17 protein-coding genes and 4 pseudogenes are annotated in these 16,362 nt (G+C 74.0%); 17 read left to right on the forward strand and 4 right to left on the reverse strand.

Features of this window, described 5'->3' with window-relative positions; translation table 11 throughout:
• Positions 1 to 304: 304 nt before the first annotated feature.
• Positions 305 to 2,140 carry a thiamine pyrophosphate-requiring protein gene (locus L6E17_RS01580; RefSeq protein ID WP_236238992.1) on the forward strand — a complete coding sequence of 612 codons (1,836 nt, stop codon included), beginning with the start codon at positions 305 to 307 and terminating at the stop codon, positions 2,138 to 2,140.
• Between the two features lie 15 nt (positions 2,141 to 2,155).
• On the opposite strand, the pseudogene L6E17_RS01585 reads toward L6E17_RS01580, so the two are convergent.
• Positions 2,156 to 2,383: pseudogene (locus L6E17_RS01585) on the reverse strand (FAD-binding protein); the annotation flags it as partial.
• 257 nt (positions 2,384 to 2,640) lie between these two features.
• Between L6E17_RS01585 and L6E17_RS01590 the strand changes: the two are divergent.
• Positions 2,641 to 3,345 (forward strand): nitroreductase family protein, encoded by a 705-nt coding sequence (locus L6E17_RS01590; RefSeq protein ID WP_236238993.1) that lies wholly within the window; start codon positions 2,641 to 2,643, stop codon positions 3,343 to 3,345.
• 280 nt (positions 3,346 to 3,625) lie between these two features.
• On the opposite strand, the gene L6E17_RS01595 is transcribed toward L6E17_RS01590, so the two are convergent.
• Positions 3,626 to 3,880, reverse strand: a complete 255-nt coding sequence (locus tag L6E17_RS01595; protein WP_236238994.1) for a WhiB family transcriptional regulator — start codon at positions 3,878 to 3,880, stop codon at positions 3,626 to 3,628.
• A gap of 366 nt (positions 3,881 to 4,246) precedes the next feature.
• On the opposite strand from L6E17_RS01595, the gene L6E17_RS01600 reads away from it, so the two are divergent.
• From L6E17_RS01600 to L6E17_RS01640, 10 genes and pseudogenes are all read left to right on the forward strand, one after another.
• Entirely contained in the window at positions 4,247 to 4,525 is a 279-nt protein-coding gene (locus tag L6E17_RS01600; RefSeq protein ID WP_236238995.1) for a GlsB/YeaQ/YmgE family stress response membrane protein, read from the forward strand.
• 197 nt (positions 4,526 to 4,722) lie between these two features.
• Positions 4,723 to 4,986 (forward strand): gas vesicle protein GvpO, encoded by a 264-nt coding sequence (gene gvpO / locus L6E17_RS01605; protein WP_236238996.1) that lies wholly within the window; start codon positions 4,723 to 4,725, stop codon positions 4,984 to 4,986.
• 23 nt (positions 4,987 to 5,009) lie between these two features.
• Positions 5,010 to 5,417 (forward strand): gas vesicle protein GvpJ, encoded by a 408-nt coding sequence (gvpJ, locus tag L6E17_RS01610; RefSeq protein ID WP_236238997.1) that lies wholly within the window; start codon positions 5,010 to 5,012, stop codon positions 5,415 to 5,417.
• Complete coding sequence (locus L6E17_RS01615; protein WP_236238998.1) at positions 5,414 to 6,130, forward strand: GvpL/GvpF family gas vesicle protein; 717 nt, start codon at positions 5,414 to 5,416, stop codon at positions 6,128 to 6,130. Before gvpJ ends, L6E17_RS01615 begins: the two co-directional genes overlap by 4 nt.
• A gap of 159 nt (positions 6,131 to 6,289) precedes the next feature.
• A complete protein-coding gene (locus L6E17_RS01620) occupies positions 6,290 to 6,526 on the forward strand; it encodes a gas vesicle protein GvpG (RefSeq protein ID WP_236238999.1) in 237 nt (78 codons plus the stop codon).
• Positions 6,523 to 6,837 carry a gas vesicle protein gene (locus tag L6E17_RS01625; RefSeq protein WP_236239000.1) on the forward strand — a complete coding sequence of 105 codons (315 nt, stop codon included), beginning with the start codon at positions 6,523 to 6,525 and terminating at the stop codon, positions 6,835 to 6,837. The genes L6E17_RS01620 and L6E17_RS01625 overlap by 4 nt, the downstream gene beginning before the upstream one ends.
• A pseudogene (locus L6E17_RS30370) lies at positions 6,834 to 7,238 on the forward strand (GvpL/GvpF family gas vesicle protein); the annotation flags it as partial. The gene L6E17_RS01625 and the pseudogene L6E17_RS30370, both read left to right, overlap by 4 nt.
• A gap of 23 nt (positions 7,239 to 7,261) precedes the next feature.
• A complete protein-coding gene (locus tag L6E17_RS30815) occupies positions 7,262 to 7,756 on the forward strand; it encodes a GvpL/GvpF family gas vesicle protein (RefSeq protein WP_308315830.1) in 495 nt (164 codons plus the stop codon).
• Complete coding sequence (locus L6E17_RS01635; protein WP_236239001.1) at positions 7,753 to 7,968, forward strand: gas vesicle protein; 216 nt, start codon at positions 7,753 to 7,755, stop codon at positions 7,966 to 7,968. Before L6E17_RS30815 ends, L6E17_RS01635 begins: the two co-directional genes overlap by 4 nt.
• On the forward strand, positions 7,965 to 8,240 hold the full coding sequence (locus L6E17_RS01640; RefSeq protein WP_236239002.1) for a gas vesicle protein K: 276 nt from the start codon (positions 7,965 to 7,967) through the stop codon (positions 8,238 to 8,240). Before L6E17_RS01635 ends, L6E17_RS01640 begins: the two co-directional genes overlap by 4 nt.
• Before the next feature lie 568 nt (positions 8,241 to 8,808).
• Here the strand turns inward: L6E17_RS01640 and L6E17_RS01645 are convergent.
• Positions 8,809 to 9,036: a DUF5133 domain-containing protein gene (locus L6E17_RS01645; protein WP_236239003.1), complete on the reverse strand. Its 228-nt coding sequence runs from the start codon at positions 9,034 to 9,036 to the stop codon at positions 8,809 to 8,811.
• Between the two features lie 1,043 nt (positions 9,037 to 10,079).
• Here L6E17_RS01645 and L6E17_RS01650 point away from each other — a divergent pair.
• The 5 genes and pseudogenes from L6E17_RS01650 (at position 10,080) to L6E17_RS01670 (ending at position 15,070) form a co-directional block, all read left to right on the forward strand.
• On the forward strand, positions 10,080 to 10,913 hold the full coding sequence (locus tag L6E17_RS01650) for a hypothetical protein (RefSeq protein WP_236239004.1): 834 nt from the start codon (positions 10,080 to 10,082) through the stop codon (positions 10,911 to 10,913).
• Positions 10,914 to 11,223: 310 nt separating this feature from the next.
• Positions 11,224 to 11,685: an SRPBCC family protein gene (locus tag L6E17_RS01655; RefSeq protein WP_236239005.1), complete on the forward strand. Its 462-nt coding sequence runs from the start codon at positions 11,224 to 11,226 to the stop codon at positions 11,683 to 11,685.
• 674 nt (positions 11,686 to 12,359) lie between these two features.
• A pseudogene (locus tag L6E17_RS01660) lies at positions 12,360 to 13,013 on the forward strand (DPP IV N-terminal domain-containing protein); the annotation flags it as partial.
• A gap of 645 nt (positions 13,014 to 13,658) precedes the next feature.
• Positions 13,659 to 14,476 (forward strand): annotated as a pseudogene (locus L6E17_RS01665) (alpha/beta hydrolase family protein); the annotation flags it as partial.
• Between the two features lie 75 nt (positions 14,477 to 14,551).
• Entirely contained in the window at positions 14,552 to 15,070 is a 519-nt protein-coding gene (locus L6E17_RS01670; protein WP_236239006.1) for a Rieske (2Fe-2S) protein, read from the forward strand.
• Positions 15,071 to 15,292: 222 nt separating this feature from the next.
• Here the strand turns inward: L6E17_RS01670 and L6E17_RS01675 are convergent, their stop codons facing one another.
• Positions 15,293 to 16,303: a LysR family transcriptional regulator gene (locus tag L6E17_RS01675; RefSeq protein WP_236239600.1), complete on the reverse strand. Its 1,011-nt coding sequence runs from the start codon at positions 16,301 to 16,303 to the stop codon at positions 15,293 to 15,295.
• Positions 16,304 to 16,362 lie beyond the last annotated feature (59 nt).

Below are 16,362 nucleotides of genomic sequence, written 5' to 3' on the forward strand. Positions count from 1 at the left end.
GACCGCCTCGCGCACGAGGGCATCCCCCTGCACGAACCGACCGGTACGGGGGCGCGGCGACGCCGAACGCTGCGCGCCCCTACGGCCGGCTCACTGCCGTCGGCCGGTCGGCCGCCGAGAGCCGGCGCGCCCCCGGCTTCAGCCCCCTGCGGCAGGAGCGGGGACGCCGCCTGGAGCGCCCGTGCCGGCGGCGACGAGCGCCGTGGCGTTTGGCCCGGTCGCCGACCGGTAACCCGTCGGGTCCCCCGGTGCGGCAGGAGCCCGGGAGGAACAGGCGCGGCATCAGCGGAAGGTCGAGGGCGTCATGAAGGTATCCGACCACATCCTCCAGCGGTTGCGTGAATGGGGCGTGGACCACGTGTTCTCCTATGCGGGCGACGGCATCAACGGTCTGCTGGCGGCATGGGGACGCGCCGGCAACCAGCCGAGGTTCGTCCAGTCCCGGCATGAGGAGATGTCGGCCTTCCAGGCTGTGGGCTACGCGAAGTTCTCCGGCAAGGTGGGCGTGTGCGCGGCGACCTCCGGCCCCGGTGCGATCCACCTGCTCAACGGCCTGTACGACGCGAAGCTCGACCATGTCCCCGTGGTCGCACTGGTCGGGCAGACCAACCGCAGCGCGATGGGCGGCTCGTACCAGCAGGAAGTCGATCTGCAGAGCCTGTACAAGGACGTGGCCTCGGACTTCTGCGAGACGGCGATGGTGCCCGAGCAGCTTCCGAATCTGATCGACCGGGCGATACGCACGGCGTACGCCAAGCGGACCGTCACGGCCGTCATCATCCCCGCTGACGTGCAGGATCTGGACTACAGCCCGCCGTCGCACGCCTTCAAGATGGTGCCCTCCAGCATGGGGCTCAGCCACTACGCCCCGGTGCCCGCCGACACGGACATCAAGCAGGCCGCCGATGTCCTCAACGCCGGTGAGAAGGTGGCCGTCCTCATCGGGCAGGGCGCCCGAAGCGCCCGTGCCGAAGTGGAGGAGCTCGCGGACATCCTCGGCGCCGGTGTGGCCAAGGCGCTGCTGGGCAAGGACGTCCTCCCCGACGATCTGCCCTACGTCACCGGAGCCATCGGCCTGCTCGGCACCCGCCCCTCGTACGAGCTGATGCGGGACTGCGACACCCTGCTCATGATCGGCTCCAGCTTCCCTTACACGCAGTTCATGCCGGAGCTGGACCAGGCCCGGGCGGTGCAGATCGACATCGATCCGCACATGATCGGCTTGCGGTACCCCTTCGAGGTGAACCTCGTGGGCGACGCGCGCGAGACACTGCGCCGGCTGCTGCCGCACCTGCGCCGCAAGGAGGACAGGGCCTGGCGCGAGAAGATCGAGAAGGATGTGGCGCGCTGGTGGGAGGTCATGCAGCGCCGCGCCGCCGTCGACGCCGACCCGATCAACCCGGAGTACGTGGTGCACGCCCTCGACGGCAGGCTTCCCGATGACGCCGTCATCACCGCCGACTCCGGTTCGGCCGCCAACTGGTACGCCCGTCACCTGCGGCTGCGCGGTCGGATGCGTGGCTCCTTGTCAGGCACGCTGGCCACCATGGGGCCGGGGGTCCCCTATGCGATCGGTGCGAAGTTCGCCCACCCGGACCGTCCGGCCATCGCCCTCGTCGGTGACGGTGCCATGCAGATGAACGGCATGATGGAGATGGTCACGGCCGCCAAGTACTGGCCGCAGTGGTCCGACCCGCGGCTCGTCGTGGCCGTCCTCAACAACCACGACCTCAACCAGGTCACCTGGGAGATGCGGGCGATGGAGGGCGCGCCCCAGTTCGAGGAGTCGCAGGCGATCCCCGACCTGCCGTATGCGGAGATCGCGCAGCGCATCGGGCTGGAGGGGGTCCGGGTGGAGAAGCCCGAGCAGGTCGAGGCGGCCTGGGACCGGGCGCTGTCGGCCGACCGCCCCTTCGTCATCGACTTCCGCACCGACCCGGCTGTGCCGCCCATCCCGCCGCACGCGGACCTGGATCAGATCGAGGCCGCCGCCGCGGCGATTCTCCGGGGCGACAGCGACCGCGGTTCCATGATCAGGCAGGGCGTCAAGGCGAAGGTGCAGGAGATGCTGCCCGGTACCCGGCACCGGGAGGACCGGCCCGGCGCCGGCCCCGACGACAGCGCCGGCGGGAAACCCTGAGTTCGGGTGCGTGGCGGGCCTCGGCCCGCACTCCGGGCCGTGCTCGGCGGGCTGCCGGTGCAGACCGTCCGGCATGATGCCCGGTTCGGCGACGCACCGCCGCCGCTCGGCGTCCACCGGCACCGGCCGGTTGCAGTACTTGTGCCAGTCCACGACGACGGCGGTGTTGCAGCGCTCCCCGGCCAGGCTGGTGCCCCCGCCCCGGGACAGCAGGGGCACGTCGTGCTCCGGGCACACCGCCACGGACCATGGACCTCCCGCCCCAGGACGTCATCACCAAGGGCAACGTCACCGTCCGGGCCAGCGCGTCACCTCGCGTGGAAGCCGCGCACTCTCGCCGCCGCCCCACCGTCGCAGCCGGCTCCGCCGGCCTCCGCGGATGACGGGAACTGCCGGCCGGAACACGGCCATCCCGGCCGGCGGGTCACAGATCCACGGGTGCGGCTTCCTGTCCGTCCTCCCCCTTGGAACCCGGGGCCGGTGACACCAGACTCTCCTTCATGACAGCCCACATCGAAGAGCGCTGGGAGCCCGTCCACGGCGCCCCCTACCGTCCGGTCCCCTACCGCCCGGAGCGGATGGAGCCCGCCGAGTCCCTCGCGCGCTCGGCGGAGCTGCGCGACCGGATGCGGCAGCGGCGCACGGTCCGCCGGTTCTCGTCGGACCCCGTGCCGGAGCAGGTCGTACGGGACGCCATCGCCTGCGCGGCCACGGCTCCGTCCGGTGCCCACCAGCAGCCCTGGACCTTCGTCCTGGTCCGCGACCAGGAGATCCGCGGGCGCATCCGCGAGGCGGCCGAGCGTGAGGAGCGGATCTCCTACGACGGCAGACTCGGCGAGGAGTGGCTGGCCGCCCTGCGTCCGCTGGGCACGGACGCGGTGAAGACGCACCTCACGGACGCCCCGGCGCTGATCGTGGTGTTCCAGCAGCGGTACTGGCTGGCTGAGGACGGCGAGCGGCGGAAGCACTACTACGTGGACGAGTCCGTGGGCATCGCGGTCGGCATGCTGCTGACCGCCCTGCACCTGTCGGGCCTGGCCGCACTGGTCCACACGCCGAGCCCGATGCGCTTCCTCTCCGAGGTGCTGCGGCGGCCCGAGAACGAGAAGGCGTTCGCGGTGATCCCGGTGGGTTACCCGGCGGAGGACTGCCAGGTGCCGGACCTGAAACGGAAGTCGCTGGACCAGGTGATGGTGGAGGTCTGACGGAGCCCCCGGCGGCCCCGACCCTCCCCGCGGGGAACGGCCCCGCCCGGCCTGCGGCTCCGGCGTGTCCGCGACTCGGCGCGGACTGCGGCCTCAGCTCGTCTGCGGCTTCAGCTCGTTGCGGCCGGGACTCGGTGCCTCACGGCGGGCGTGCTTCCGCAGTGCCGAGCGAACGCCGCCGCCGTGCGCCTTGCGTATCAGTCGCACGGTCGCGGCAGTCGCTCCCGGTAGCACCGCCGCGGCCGCGCCGCGGCGCCTGCGCCGGTCACCCCCGCGCGGATCAGCCGGCCTTCCGCTGGGCGCGGGCCGCGCGCCGGCGCAGGGTGCGGCGTTCGGCCTCGTCGGCGCCGCCCCAGATCCCGTGGTCCTGCCCGGTGTCCAGGGCCCAGCGCAGGCACTCGCTGCGGACGGGGCAGCGGTGGCAGATCCGCTTGGCCTCCTCCGCCTGCATCAGGGCGGGAACCCCCGTGCCCAGGGGGAAGAACAGGTCCGGGTCCTCCTCACGGCACACGGCCGCCAGTCGCCAGTCCTCCACGGTGGACCTCCTCACTCGTCAGTCGGTGTACGGCTTCAGGACAGGACCGCACTGTGTGCGCCTGACCGTCTCCACCGCATTGAAACGGCCCCGTTCACGCTTCGGACGGGATCGGGCGAAATCGCCCCGCCGGCACCGTCCGTGCGCTACGGGCGGTGTCTGGGGGCGGTGGAGCGGCACCGCCGGGACCACCGAACGCGCCGCGGCGATCGGCGACTCGACGACTCGACGACTCGACGACTCGACGACTCGACGACGTGCGGGAGACGCCTCCGACACGCGGGAGGTTTCGAATCGGCGGGAGCGCGCAGGCGTTGAGAAACCCCGATTGTCCAGTTTGCCGCACAACGGTGAAGGAGAAATCTCATGGGCGTCATCGCGTGGATCCTCATCGGTCTTCTCGCCGGGCTGATCGCCAAGTCCCTCATGCCGGGTCGCGACCCGGGCGGCGTCATCCTCACGATGCTCCTCGGTATCGCCGGCGGTCTGCTCGGCGGCTGGCTCGGCAAGGTGCTCTTCGGCGTCGACTCCATCGACGGGTTCTTCGACCTGTCGACCTGGGTGGCCGCCATCGCGGGTTCGGTGATCCTGCTCGCGCTCTACCGGCTGTTCAGCGGCCGCACCTCCGCCGGCCGGCACGGCTGAAGCGCCCGCCGACGGCCGCCGACCGCCTGCTGCGCACCGCTGCGGCGCCCGGTCCGCTCACCCCAGTGACCGGTACGCCTCCCCTGACGGACCGTACGCACGACCGCCGCCCACGGGTGGGCCCCGGGCGCGCCCCGGGGCCCGGCCCGTACGGCGACCGGTACGCGTACGCACGAGACGGCAACCCGGAGCCGACCATGACGAACACCTCGGACATCCTGCGCCTGGCCTGCGAGGAGCTCACCCGGCTCACCGGGTGCCCCGCCGAGACCGTCTCCTCGTTCGAACGCGCGGACGGCAGATGGCGGTTGACCGTGGAGGTCCTGGAGCTTCCCCGGGTCCCCGACACCGTCAGCCTCCTCGCCACGTACGACGTGGAGATCGACGGCGAAGGACAGCTCACGTCCTACCGGCGCATCCGGCGCTACGAACGCGGACGGGCGGACGAACACGTCCGCTGACCACTCCCAGGAGGGATACGCACATGACCGTCGCCACACGCACTGGTCCCGCCGGCGCCGTCGGCACCGGCGGGTCCGGCGGCACGAGCGGGCTCTACGACGTCCTCGAACTGGTCCTGGACCGGGGGCTCGTCATCGACGCCTTCGTCCGGGTCTCGCTCGTCGGCATCGAGATCCTCAAGATCGACGTACGCGTGGTCGTCGCCAGCGTCGACACCTACCTCCGGTTCGCGGAGGCATGCAACCGCCTCGACCTGGAGGCCGGCCCCCGCAAGGACCCGGGTCTGCCCGAACTGGTCGACGACATCACGGAGTCCGGGGCCCAGAGCAAGGCCAAGGGCGCGCTGCAGGGGGCGGCGCAGTCCCTGTCCGAGAGCCTGGGCGGCAGCCGGTCGTCGTCGTCGCGGCGCAAGGAGGAGGAGAAGAAGTGACCACGTACGTCTACGGGATCGCCCGGGGCACCCACCCGGGGCTTCCGGAGCGGGCGGACGGCATCGGGGACCCGCCGCGTCCCGTGCGCGTCCTCGACGGGGGCGCCCTCGCCGCGCTGGTCAGCGACGCCCCGGAGGACCTGCGGCCCAAGCGGCGCGACCTGCTCGCGCACCAGGGCGTCCTCGCCGGTGCGGCGTCCGGGGGGACCGTGCTGCCGATGCGGTTCGGTTGCGTCGCGGAGGACGACGAGGCGGTCATCGCCGCCCTGCGCGACCGCGAGGAACACCATCTGGAGCGGCTCCGCGCCCTGGACGGCAAGGCGGAGTTCAACGTGAAGGCGGCGCACGACGAGGATGCGGTGCTGCACCAGGTCCTCGCCGAGGACGCGGACCTGCGGGAGCTCGGACGGCGCAACCAGGAGGCGGGCGGCGGCACCTACGAGGAACGGCTGGCGCTCGGCGAACGCGTCACGGCCGCCGTGCAGCAGCGCGCCGAGCGCGACGCGGTGCTGGTGCGCGAGGCGCTGGAGACGGCTGCCGTCGGGTGCCGCCCCGGCCCCGAGGGTACGGGCGGCCTCGCGAACCTCTCCTTCCTCGTGGACCGCGCGGGCGCCGAGGCCTTCACAGCCGCCACGGAGTCGTTCCGCGAGCAGCACCGGCACGTCGTCCTGCGGGTGACCGGCCCGCTGCCGCCGTACAGCTTCGTGGACTGAGCGGACGAGCCCGGCGGCGCCCCCGCGGCGCGGCGATGCGGCCGCCGCGGGAACGGCAGCAGCCGCCGTGCGACGGAGCGGCGGTCGGAGACGGAGACACAGAGGAAGCCGCGGCGGGCAGAGCGGCGGTCGGAGACGGAGACACGGAAGGAGCAGCGGATGGGACTGCTGGGAGAACTGCTGCTGCTGCCCGCCGCGCCGCTGCGCGGCACCGCCTGGGTGCTGCGGCAGGTGGCCGCCGAGGCGGAGCGGCAGTACTACGACCCGGCGGTCGTGCACCGCGAACTCGGCGCCCTCGCCGCCCGGCTGGAGGCCGGCGAGATCGACGAGGCGGAGTTCGACCGCCGGGAGGACGAACTGCTCGCACGACTGGAGAAGGGCGGTCGGCAGCTGTGACGACTCCCGGACGGCTCCCCTACCCGTACGCCCACGAACGCGGTGGGACGGACCTCGCCGACATCCTCGAACGCGCCCTCGACAAGGGCGTGGTCATCGCGGGCGACATCAAGATCAACCTGCTCGACATCGAACTGCTGACGATCCGGCTACGCCTCGTCGTCGCCTCCGTGGACCGCGCGAAGGAGATGGGGATCGACTGGTGGGAGAGCGACCCCTCGCTCTCCTCGCACGCCCGCAGGGGCGAACTGGCCCGGGAGAACGAGGAGCTGCGACGCCGGCTCGCCGAACTGGAGGAGCGCACCGTATGACCACCGCCCCCGAAGCGTCCCTGCGGTACGTGTACGCCGTGTGCCGCCCCTTCGACGGGCTCCTGCCCGAGGGGGCCCACGGGATCACCGGCGAGCCGCCCCGCCTGGTCCACCACGGCGGACTGGCCGCCGTGGTGGACGCCGTGCCCGCCGAGGACTTCGGCGAAGCCCCCCTGCGCGACCTGCTGGGCGACCTGGACCGGCTGGCCGCGCTCGCCCGCTCCCACGAGGCCGTGATGGCCGCCCTCACCACCGTCACCTCGCCCCTGCCGCTGCGGCTCGCCACGGTGTGCCGGGACGACAGCGGGGTGCGCCGGCTGCTGGAGCAGGGCCATGACCGGTTCGTCAGCGCCCTGGAACGGCTCGACGGCCGGGTCGAGTGGGGTGTGAAGGCCTACGTGCCGCAGGACCCGCCGGCCGCCCGGTGCCCGGCGGTCGCCCCGCACCGCGGACGGCGGCCCCGGCCGGGCAGGGGCCCGAGCCGGCGCCCCGTGCGGAGGAACCGGCATCGCGGGGAGCGGCCTCCGCGGGAGCGGCCTCCGAGGCGGCGACCTTCGCGGAGGCGGGGGCGCCGGGCGCGGAGGGTGGTGGACGGGCGTTCCTGCGGCGGCGGTTGCGGGAGCGGCGAGGGCGCGAGGAGGGCCTGCGGCGTGCCGAGGAGACGTGCCGCCGACTGCATGACGTCTTCTCCGCGTACGCCGAGGAGAGCGCCGTCCACCCGCCGCAGGACCCGCGCCTGTCCGGTGTCACCGGGGAGGCGAACGTCCTGAACGCCGCCTACCTCGTCGCCCGGGAGCACTGCGAGGGCTTCCTCGCCCTCGTGGACCGGGCGCGGGCCGAGCACGGCGGCGTCCGCGTGGAGGTGACCGGCCCCTGGGCGCCGTACTCCTTCGCCGGGACCACGGAGGACGCCGCATGACCGGCCGCACCGCCGATCCCGTCGACAGCGCCCTGGGCCGGCGCAGGATCGCCCTCGTCGACCTGCTGGACCGGCTCCTCGCGGGAGGGGTCGTCCTGACCGGGGAACTCACCCTCGCCATCGCCGACGTCGACCTCGTCCGCGTGGACCTGAGGGCGCTGATCAGCTCGGTGAGCACCAGGGTCCCCGCCCCGTGGGGGCCGCCGGCATGACCGCACCGCGCCGCCGTCTCGACATGGACCCGGACACCGTCGAGCAAGACCTTGCCCGGCTCGTGCTCACCGTCGTCGAGCTGCTGCGCCGGCTGATGGAGGGTCAGGCGCTGCGCCGCGTGGAGAGCGGGGACCTCACGGAGGAGCAGGAGGAGCGGATCGGCCTGACGCTCATGCTGCTGGAGGACCGGATGGAGGTGCTGCGCTCGCGGTTCGGGCTGGAGCCCGAGGACCTCAACATCGACCTGGGACCGCTCGGACCGCTCCTCTGACCCGCCGCCTTCGGCAGCCACCGGGGTCGAGATGCCCTGCCCCCGCGCCACTGACACCGGCGGCCACTGACGCCCCACACACTGGCCCCCCACACTGGCACCCCCCACGCGGATGCCGGCGGCCCCCTGACACCGGCATCCACCTGCATCGGCAGCCGCTTGAGGCCGTCATCCGCTCCCGTCGGGAGCCACCGGGGGTGTCGCCGAGGTGTCACTGAGGTCCTCACGCAGCGAGGTCGGCGTCCAGCGAGCCCCGGCCCTCCGGGGTCGGTGCTCCAGGGCCGGACGTCACCGGGCCGGGACCCCACCGGCGGACTCCGCTGGGCCGGACCTCACCGCAGCGGATTCCGTTGGCCGGTGCGGATTCCTTCGGCCGGTGCGGATTCCGTTGGGGCGGACGCCTCCCCGTTCGGAGCCTGCGGTCGCGGCAGATCCGTGCGGGTCCCGTGACCGGCGCGCGCCGATGGGCGGTCCTGCGAACCGGCTCCGCTCGCAGCGGCGCCCCCTGCACCGGAGCGGGGGGGAGCACCGGTTCAGGGGGCGCCGGTCGGGCCGGACCGCCGAGGCGTCAGGAGACCAGAAGCGAGTCGTCCTCCGGCCGTGCCCCGGGCAGCCGGTGCCGGGCGGCCACGAGCGCCGCGTCCACGTCCCGCGTGCCTGTGGAGACGCACAGCGTGTAGGCGACGTCGGCCAGCCGCTGCCGCACCCTTGGGCCGCCGTTCTCCGCGTCGAGCGCGCGGAGCGCCTCGTACTCGTCGATCAGCTTGGCCAGTACCGCCGGATGTGCCATCAGCACAGGCTCTCTCCTTCCACCGAACCGAGGGGTCGTACGCCGTGCTCCGCTACCCGGCTTCCGCCCCGGCACACCAGCCCCACGCGATCCTGCGCGGCCGCGGTCCGCCCGGGGCCGGCGGAGCCCGCGCGCCCTCGCCGTGAAGGGAGCGGCGGCACCGCCTCGGGGCGGCTCCGAACGCCGGCGTTTCGCCCCATCGGGCCAGCGGGGCCGGTCCCGGATGGCGCAGTCCGGCGAACTGCGCACTAGTTGGATGCAGGTGCCCTGATGGGCACGGCACGAGTCCCCATGGTGGACGCCTACGGGATGTTCCACGATCGGAGCCAGAGACATGACCCCGGACCCTTTCACCCATCCCGCGACCGACGACATAGAACGGACCGCAGGGGCCTCCCTGACGGTGGATCCCGGGCCCGCAGTCCCCTCGCATCCGGCTCCCCACGCGCCCCGCCCCCAGGAGGCACCGCCCGTGGCCGCGGCCCCCGCCGGTCCCGCACGTCCCGACGCGCCCCCGCGGCCCGCGGCGGACGGGAGCGGGATCGCGCGGAAGCAGGAGGCCCCACTTCCCCCGCGTACGGCACCGCACACGCCCTCCACCGCGCCGGACCCGGCCGGCGCCGCACACCACGACGCCTCTCCGGCCCACGTCAGGGCCGCACACCGCGACGCCGCCGCCCCGCCCCAGGTCAGGGCCGCACACCCCGATGCCGCCCCGGCCCCCACCAGGGCCGCGCAGCCCGGCACCGCCCCGGCCCCGGTCGGCGCCGCACACCACGGCACCGCCCCGCGCACCCCGACACCACGCCGCGGCCCCCGGCCGAGCAGTTGGCTCCCGTCAGGGAGCACCGGCCCGAGGCCGTTTCCGGACCCGCGGAGCGGCAGCTCGCCGAGCCCCGGCGGCCGCGGGCGGGCACGGAACCGGCCGCTCAGCCGACGCCGAGGGCGCGACCCGCGCCGACGGCACGTCCGGCACCGGCGGAGGCGCGTCGGACGCCGGCGACGAGGCGATCCACACCCTGCTGTGGACGGCGGCCACCGAACGCCCCGTGCAGGAGGTCGCCGTGCTGGTCGCCCGGCTCAACGAGACGGGACAGGTGTCCAGGCCCGCTGACGAGGCGCTGCGCGCCGCCGCCGTCTCCCGGCCTCTCGACGAGGTACGGCAGTTGGTCTCCCTGCTCACCGAGTCGGGTTACGACCTGCGCCAGGCGGAGACGACGCTGCGTGCCGCGGCCGTGGGCAGGCCCATCGAGGACGTCGTGGCGCTGGTGAACATCATCGGCACCGACGCAAGCCACTGGCGCTGCACCGGCGGTGGCGAGCAGGAGCGTACGGGCGGGCAGGAGCAGAAGGAGCGGGCGCAGCCCGAGCAGGCCGCCGTGCCGGTCCTCTCGGGCTCCGGGAAGCCCCGGCGCGGGCTCACCCGGTGGATGAGACCGCCGCAGGACGGTGCCCCGGGTGAGGGCAACGGCAGTCCGAGCGCCTCCTCGGCGCTGCGGTCGATGGTGCGGTGGCCCGCGGCGGTCGCGCTGGCGGCCTGCGGCCTCGTCCATCTGCCCGCGGAGGTCGCAGGGCTGCGTTCGGAGGGGTCCTCCGTGACGTCGGCCTTCCTGCTGACCGTGCTGTGCCTGGCGTGCGCCGCCTGGCTCGTGGGGCGGAACACCTTCATGGCGTGGACCGCGGCCGCGGCGGTCGGCACCGGTGTGCTGGTCCTCCACGTGCTGGCGGGGTTCCGCCCCGTCGCCCTGCTCGACGGCAGTCTCAGCGCGGCGTCCGCGTGGGCCACGGGGCTGGCGCTGCTGAGCGGGGTGGTCGTGGTCGGCCTCGCCGGCTCGGTACTGATGCGCGGCGTCAGGGAGGCCGGAGTCACGGGCGCCACCTGATCGGCACCGGCCGCTCGGCCGGCAGGCCGGTTGCGGCCAGTCCGCCGCTGCGGCACACCGCGTGCGGGAAGCGGTCGCCTCTCCGGAGCGGCCGCTTCCCGCACGTCGCACGGACCGTGCAATGCCGTACCTCGGCGCGTGTTTTCGCAGGTGCGGGTCGCCGGAGCGGACGAGGGCGTGCGCGGTGGTGACCGTGCCGCCTGACGAAAACGACATGCATAACGCGCCGCAGCCGGGTACCCGGAGCGAGGTGGAATGCGCGGCGTGACGCCGCGCTGCCGCAACCGAGCGAGAAGTCGAGGAGTCACTGATGAGCACGGCCAAGGAAGCCATCGAGGTCGAGGTCCCCCTCCATACCGCCTACAACCAGTGGACTCAGTTCGAGGAGTTCCCCCAGTTCATGGAAGGCGTCGAGGAGGTCGTCCAGCTGGACGACCGCCACAACCACTGGACCACGAAGATCGGCGGTGTGCGGCGCGAGTTCGACACCGAGATCGTCGACCAGCTTCCGGACGAGCGGATCACCTGGCGGACGGTCGGCGGCGACACCCGCCAGAAGGGCACGGTCAGCTTCCACCGCGTGGACGACACGCACACCCGCGTGGAACTGGTCATGGACGTCGAGGCGAGCGGCGTCGCGGAGAAGGCGGCGAGCCTGACGGGCACGATCGACCGCCGTGTGAAGGGTGACATGCGCCGCTTCAAGGAGTACATCGAGAACCGGGGCGCCGCGTCGGGGTCCTGGCGTGGCCGGATCAAGCCCGGCGACTGAACGCCCGCGCCCCCGTGCCCGGCGCGGAAGAACCGCTGGAGACCGCTGGAGACCGACTGCGCGCACCCCTTCGTACGGCCTGAAGGACCGCAGAAGGCCGACGGAGGCCACCGGAGCCCGTGGCCCGCGATCCGCCCCCGGCCCACCGACGAACGGTGGGCCGGGGGCGGCTTCGTGTCACGGCACGGCACGCCGAGGTCACCGGGCACCGAAGCTCCGGGCCCGCGGTGCGTACGCCCACGCGCGACCCTGCCCGCCCATGATGCGGCCGTGCAGGGCCACAAGCGGTTGCGCGCGGCCGTGTACCGGCCCGCCCGCGCAGCCTGACGGGGTGTCATTCTGCATGGATGACCCAGACACCCGTTCCTCCCTCGCCTTCCCCTGCCCACCTCCCGCCTTCCTCGACGGCCCTGGCCGACCCGGGGTTTCCCCGCGTGTTCGCCCGCAGCCGCCGCTTCTCCCTCGGCGTTCCCGGCCGGTTCACGGTCTCACCCGACGGCGCCCGGGTGCTGTTCGTCCGCACACGTTCCGGCACCGATCCGGTGGGCTGCCTGTGGGTGTACGAGAACGGCGGGGAGCGGCTGCTGGTCGACCCCGGGACGCTGGCCGGCGGAGGCGCGGACGGCGAGGAGTTGCCGGAGGAGGAGCGTGTCCGCCGGGAGCGCGCGCGGGACATGGCGTCCGGCATCGTCGCCTACGCCACCGACCGGGACGCCGGCCTCGCGGTGTTCGCACCGGCCGGGGTCCTCTGGGCGGTGCGGACGGACGGCGGCGTCCCGTGGCGCATCCCCACCGCGGGCCCCGCGGTGGATCCCCGCCCCTCTCCGGACGGCTCGCGCGTGGCGTACGTGTCCGGGGGCACCGTGCGGGTGGTCGGCACCGACGGTGCGGGGGACGCGGCCCTCGCGGTGCCGGAGTCGGAGGATGTCACGTACGGTCTGGCGGACCACGTCTCGGCGGAGTCGATAGGGCGTACGCGCGCGTACTGGTGGTCTCCCGACAGCCGCGCCCTCCTGGTGCTGCGCGTCGACCAGGCGCGGGTGAGCCGCTGGTACCTCGCGGATCCGGCCGATCCCGCCCGGCCGCCGCGGGTGCTGCGCTATCCGGCGGCGGGCACGGCGAATCCCGAGGTGACGGCTCACGTCGTGGCACTGGACGGACGGCGCACCCCGGTGCGCCTCCCCGCGGAGGCGGAGCCGGAGGGCCACCCGGAGGGCGAGTGGACGGATCCCCGGTTCGAGTACGTCACGGCGGCCGGCTGGGACGGGCACGGCCCGTACGTGGAGGTGCAGACCCGGGACCAGCGCACCGCCCTGACGGTGGCGGTCGATCCGGGCACGGGCGCGACGCGCCCCCTGCACAGCCGCCGGGACGCGGCGTGGGTGCCCCTCCTGCCCGGCACGCCCGCCAGGACCGCCGCGGGGTCGCTCGTGGTGCCCGAGGTGCACGGCGACACGTACGGGCTGCGGGTGGGTGCCGCGGCGGTCTCGCCGCCGGGCGTGCAGGTGCGGGAGGTCCTCGGTGCGGTGGGTGAGCGGGTGTTCTTCACGGCGAGCGAGGACCCGGAGGAGACGCATCTGTGGACGTACGCGCCTGGTGAGGGCTTCCGCCGGGTGACCCGCGAGCCGGGCGTGCACACGGCGGCGGTCGGCGGTGCCGCCGTGGTGCTGTCGTCCACCACCTGCGCGGGCCGCACGGTGACGGTGGTGGGCGGCGGCGACCGGACCGCGGACCGGAGCCGGACCACGGAACCCGACCAGAGGACAGGACACGACCAGAGGCCAGTGCACGGCCAGAGGACAGCGCACGGCCAGAGGACAGTGCTCGGCCAGGGGACGGCGCACGGCCAGAGGTCAGGTCATGGCCGGAAGAGCGGTCATGGCGAGAGGACAGTTCCCGACTGGACGACAGCGCCCGACAGCACCACCCGGCGGGACGGAAGCCCGCAGCGCGACGCGGGGCCCGCGGACCCCGGCCGCCCGGCGGGCCGGATCGCCGTCCTCGCGGAGGACCCGCCCTGCCCCCGCGGCCCGTCCATCTGTCCTCGGGGGCGCGGGACCTGCGCAGCCACCTGTATCTGCCGTCCTGGTACGTCGCCGGGTCGGGCGGACCGCTGCCCGTGCTGCTCAGCCCGTACGCGGGGCCGGGGCTGCAGCTGGCCGTCCGGGCGTACGGCTGGCCCAGCACGGTGGCGCAGTGGTTCGCCGAGCAGGGCTTCGCGGTGCTCGTCACGGACGGGCGCGGTACGCCCGGGCGGGGCAGGGCCTGGCAGACGGCCGTGCGCGGCGACCGGCTGGGGCCCGCGCTGGAGGACCAGGTCGAGGCGCTCCACGCGGTGGCGGAGCGGTATCCGGGACTGGACCTGGGCCGGGTCGGCATCAGGGGCTGGTCGTACGGCGGCTACCTCGCCGTCGGGGCGGTGCTGCACCGGCCCGACGTCTTCCACGCCGCGGTCGCCGGCGCGGCGCCGGCGGACCGGCGGCTGTACGACACGCACTGGGAGGAGCGCTTCCTCGGCCACCCGGAGGTGACGCCGGAGGCGTACGCGCGCTCGTCGCTCGTGGCCGGGGCGCACCGGCTGAGGCGACCGCTGATGCTGGTGCACGGGCTTGCGGACGACAACGTGGTGGTGGCCCACACCTTGCGGCTGTCGTCGGCGCTGCTGGCGGCGGGGCGACCGCACACGGTGCTGCCGCTGCCGGGAGCGACGCACCGGGTGACGCGGGAGGAGGTGGTGAGCGGGCAGCTGGCGCTGGAGGTGGAGTTCCTGAAAAGGTCCCTCGGCGCGTGAACGCCCCGGAAGTCCGCTCCGTACCCCAGGGTGACGGCTGAAGGACTCAGCACAGGGAGCGGAAGGGGTCGGTGCATGGCCGCAAGGAGCGGGGCAGTACAGGGACCGGGCGGGCCGGTGGGCCGCCGTGCGGTCGTCACGGCGGCGGGGACCGCGGGGCTCGTCGCCGTCCTGGCGGCGTGCGGGGGCGCGGACGGCACCGGATCCGGCACGGCGGGCGCGGGCAGCGGTCCCGGTGCGGACGCCGGTTCGGGTGGTGCCCCGGCGGACGCGTCCGGCGGCACCGGCGCCGGGTCGGGAGGCGGCGGCAAGGTGCTCGCGAAGACGGGTGACATCCCGGAGGGCGGCGGCAAGGTGTTCGCCGACCAGGGTGTGGTCGTCACCCAGCCGGCGTCGGGCGAGTTCAAGGCGTTCTCCGCCATGTGCACGCATCAGGGCTGCGCGGTGAAGGACATCAGCGACGGGGTGATCAACTGCCCCTGCCACGGCAGCAAGTTCGACGCCGCGGACGGGAGCGTCAAGGCCGGTCCCGCCACGACCCCCCTGGCGCCCGCGTCGATCACGGTGGAGGGTGAGTCCATCATGCTGGCGTGAGGGGACGGGCGCCGTGTGGCGCCCGCTACTGCTCCGGCTGGTCGGCGGCCGGGACCCGGTGGGCGCTCCGAGGGTCGGGGCGCCCACCGTCGTGCGTGCGTGCGCCCCGCTCGCCGGTCGGCGGCGCGGACGGTGAGCGGGGCGCCGCACGGCACTGGAACACCCCTGCCGGTCGCGCCTCGAACGGCCCGACGGCCCTCTGGGTGCCGGAGCGGGCGGCGGTCAGTCGGGCGTGCCCGGGTCGGCCGAGCCGGAGGCGCGACCGGCCGAGCCCGCATCCGAGTCCCCCGGGACCGAGGCACGATGGACCGAGCCCGCATCCGAGTCCCCCGAGCCCACGGCCTGTGCGGCGTCACGCAGCGCCTGCACCGTGGCCCGGACCGAGGGACGCCGGTCGGCGTCGGCGCGCCACACGGCGTAGATGTGCCGTCGCATCTGCTGCCGTACAGGTACGAGGACGACGCCGTCGGGCACGGGCCCGCGGCCGAGCCGAGGTGTGACGCACACGCCCAGCCCGGCCTGGATGAGGGCGAGCTGCGTGTGGTGCTCGCCCGCGAAGTGGGCGATGCGCGGTTCGATGCCCTGGGAGCGCAGGGTGAAGACGAGCCACTCGTAGCAGAACTCGCCCTCGGGCCAGGAGACCCAGTCGTCGTCCGCGAAGTCCTCCAGGTCCACGGCGTCGCGCCGAGCATGGCGGTGGGTGGCGGGCATCGCCACGTCGGCGGCGTCGTCGAGGAGGTTGGCGTGGTTCAGCCCCGCGGGCACGGGCAGCCGCTTGTTGCTCCAGTCGAGGACGACGGCCAGGTCCGCGTCGCCGCGCAGGACGGCTCGGACGCTCTCCTCGGGTTCCAGCTCGCTGCTGCGGACCCGCAGGTCCGGGTGGGCGCCGCGAAGAGCGGTGACGGTGTGGGGGAACAGACCGCGAGCGGCCGTCGGGAAGCCCGCCAGGCGGACCTCGCCGACCACCTGACCGCGCTGGGCCTCGATGTCCGCCTGGGCGAGCTCGACCTGCGAAAGGATCCGGGCGGCGTGGACGGCGAGGAGCTGTCCCGCGTCGGTGAGCCGCACGCCGCGCCCGTTCTTGGCGACGAGCTGCTGGCCCACTTCCCGCTCCAGTTTGGACAGCTGCTGTGAGACGGCGGAGGTCGTGACGTGCAGCCCTTCGGCGGCGCCGCTGACCGAGCCGTGGCGGGCGAGGGCGTCGAGCGTGCGCAGGCGCTCCAGGTTCAACATGTAAGTCATACTAACCAAAGCCCTTGAGGAAAACTCACTTGTCCTAAGAGATCGTTGCG

The sequence above is a fragment of the Streptomyces sp. CC228A genome (assembly GCF_021390935.1).
Lineage (GTDB): Bacteria > Actinomycetota > Actinomycetes > Streptomycetales > Streptomycetaceae > Streptomyces.

Excerpts from the sequence above, each read along its gene's own strand:
- L6E17_RS01580 (WP_236238992.1), top strand. The coding sequence starts at position 305 with ATGAAGGTATCCGACCACATCCTCCAGCGGTTGCGTGAATGGGGCGTG.
- L6E17_RS01590 (WP_236238993.1), top strand. The coding sequence starts at position 2,641 with ATGACAGCCCACATCGAAGAGCGCTGGGAGCCCGTCCACGGCGCCCCC.
- L6E17_RS01600 (WP_236238995.1), top strand. The coding sequence starts at position 4,247 with ATGGGCGTCATCGCGTGGATCCTCATCGGTCTTCTCGCCGGGCTGATC.
- gvpO (WP_236238996.1), top strand. The coding sequence starts at position 4,723 with ATGACGAACACCTCGGACATCCTGCGCCTGGCCTGCGAGGAGCTCACC.
- gvpJ (WP_236238997.1), top strand. The coding sequence starts at position 5,010 with ATGACCGTCGCCACACGCACTGGTCCCGCCGGCGCCGTCGGCACCGGC.
- L6E17_RS01620 (WP_236238999.1), top strand. The coding sequence starts at position 6,290 with ATGGGACTGCTGGGAGAACTGCTGCTGCTGCCCGCCGCGCCGCTGCGC.
- L6E17_RS01635 (WP_236239001.1), top strand. The coding sequence starts at position 7,753 with ATGACCGGCCGCACCGCCGATCCCGTCGACAGCGCCCTGGGCCGGCGC.
- L6E17_RS01640 (WP_236239002.1), top strand. The coding sequence starts at position 7,965 with ATGACCGCACCGCGCCGCCGTCTCGACATGGACCCGGACACCGTCGAG.
- L6E17_RS01655 (WP_236239005.1), top strand. The coding sequence starts at position 11,224 with ATGAGCACGGCCAAGGAAGCCATCGAGGTCGAGGTCCCCCTCCATACC.
- L6E17_RS01670 (WP_236239006.1), top strand. The coding sequence starts at position 14,552 with ATGGCCGCAAGGAGCGGGGCAGTACAGGGACCGGGCGGGCCGGTGGGC.
- L6E17_RS01675 (WP_236239600.1), bottom strand. The coding sequence starts at position 16,303 with ATGTTGAACCTGGAGCGCCTGCGCACGCTCGACGCCCTCGCCCGCCAC.